At 56.0% G+C, this 1,342-nt stretch carries 2 protein-coding genes; both read left to right on the forward strand.

The features are described from left to right. Nucleotides 1–89: 89 nt before the first annotated feature. Nucleotides 90–539, forward strand: a complete 450-nt coding sequence (gene fkpB / locus LDK53_RS22760) for an FKBP-type peptidyl-prolyl cis-trans isomerase (protein ID WP_013095528.1) — start codon at nt 90–92, stop codon at nt 537–539. Nucleotide 540: 1 nt separating this feature from the next. Beyond that, nucleotides 541–1,342: 4-hydroxy-3-methylbut-2-enyl diphosphate reductase (gene ispH, locus LDK53_RS22765; protein WP_225288147.1), on the forward strand; the 802-nt coding region annotated here is incomplete at its 3' end.

A 1,342-nucleotide genomic window follows, 5' to 3' on the forward strand; every position in this document is an offset into this window, starting at 1 on the left:
CCCGGCCTACCGAATATGCCGACACTTGTAGGCCGGGTAAGCGAAGCGCCACCCGGCACACAGGCGAGACAACATAAAGAGCAATGTGCATGTCTAAATCCGTACAAAGCAACAGCGCGGTTCTCGTTCACTTCACGCTGAAACTGGATGACGGCTCCACGGCTGAATCCACCCGCAATAATGGCAAACCGGCCCTGTTTCGTCTGGGCGATACCTCCCTGTCTGAAGGACTTGAACAGCAGCTTCTGGGCCTGAAAGAGGGGGAGAAAAAAGCCTTTTCGCTTGAGCCGGATGCGGCGTTTGGCGTGCCAAGCCCGGATCTGATCCAGTACTTCTCCCGTCGTGAGTTTATGGACGCGGGTGAACCTGAAATCGGGGCGATTATGCTCTTTACCGCTATGGACGGCAGCGAAATGCCTGGCGTGATCCGCGAAATTAACGGCGACTCTATTACCGTTGACTTCAACCATCCGCTTGCCGGGCGCACTGTCCATTTTGATATTGAAGTGCTGGAGATTGATCCGGTACTGGAGGCCTGAAATGCAGATCCTGTTGGCTAACCCGCGCGGCTTCTGCGCCGGTGTAGACCGCGCTATCAGCATTGTTGAAAACGCGCTGGAGATTTACGGCGCGCCGATTTACGTGCGTCACGAAGTGGTGCACAACCGTTACGTGGTCGACAGTCTGCGCGAGCGCGGTGCTATTTTTATCGAGCAAATCAGCGAAGTGCCGGACGGTGCCATCCTGATTTTCTCTGCGCATGGTGTCTCTCAGGCAGTACGTAACGAAGCGAAAAGCCGCGATTTGACGGTGTTTGATGCTACCTGTCCGTTGGTCACGAAAGTGCATATGGAAGTGGCACGTGCCAGCCGTCGTGGTGAAGAGTCGATTCTGATTGGCCATGCGGGTCACCCGGAAGTCGAAGGCACCATGGGCCAGTACAGTAACCCGGAAGGGGGCATGTATCTGGTTGAATCGCCAGAAGATGTGCTTACGCTGAACGTGAAAAATGAAGCCCGTCTGTCGTTCATGACCCAGACAACACTCTCTGTCGACGATACCTCTGACGTGATTGACGCCCTGCGCCAGCGTTTCCCGAAGATCGTCGGTCCGCGTAAGGATGACATCTGCTACGCGACCACGAACCGTCAGGAAGCGGTGCGTGCCCTGGCTGAACAGGCGGATGTGGTGCTGGTGGTCGGCTCGAAAAACTCCTCTAACTCAAACCGTCTGGCCGAACTGGCGCAACGGATGGGGAAAACGGCTTTCCTGATTGATGACGCGACGGATATTCAGGAAGCGTGGGTTAAAAACGCGACCTGTGTCGGCGTGACGGCCGGCG

Origin of the sequence: Enterobacter sp. K16B (assembly GCF_020216105.1) — a bacterium.
Lineage (GTDB): Bacteria > Pseudomonadota > Gammaproteobacteria > Enterobacterales > Enterobacteriaceae > Enterobacter > Enterobacter sichuanensis.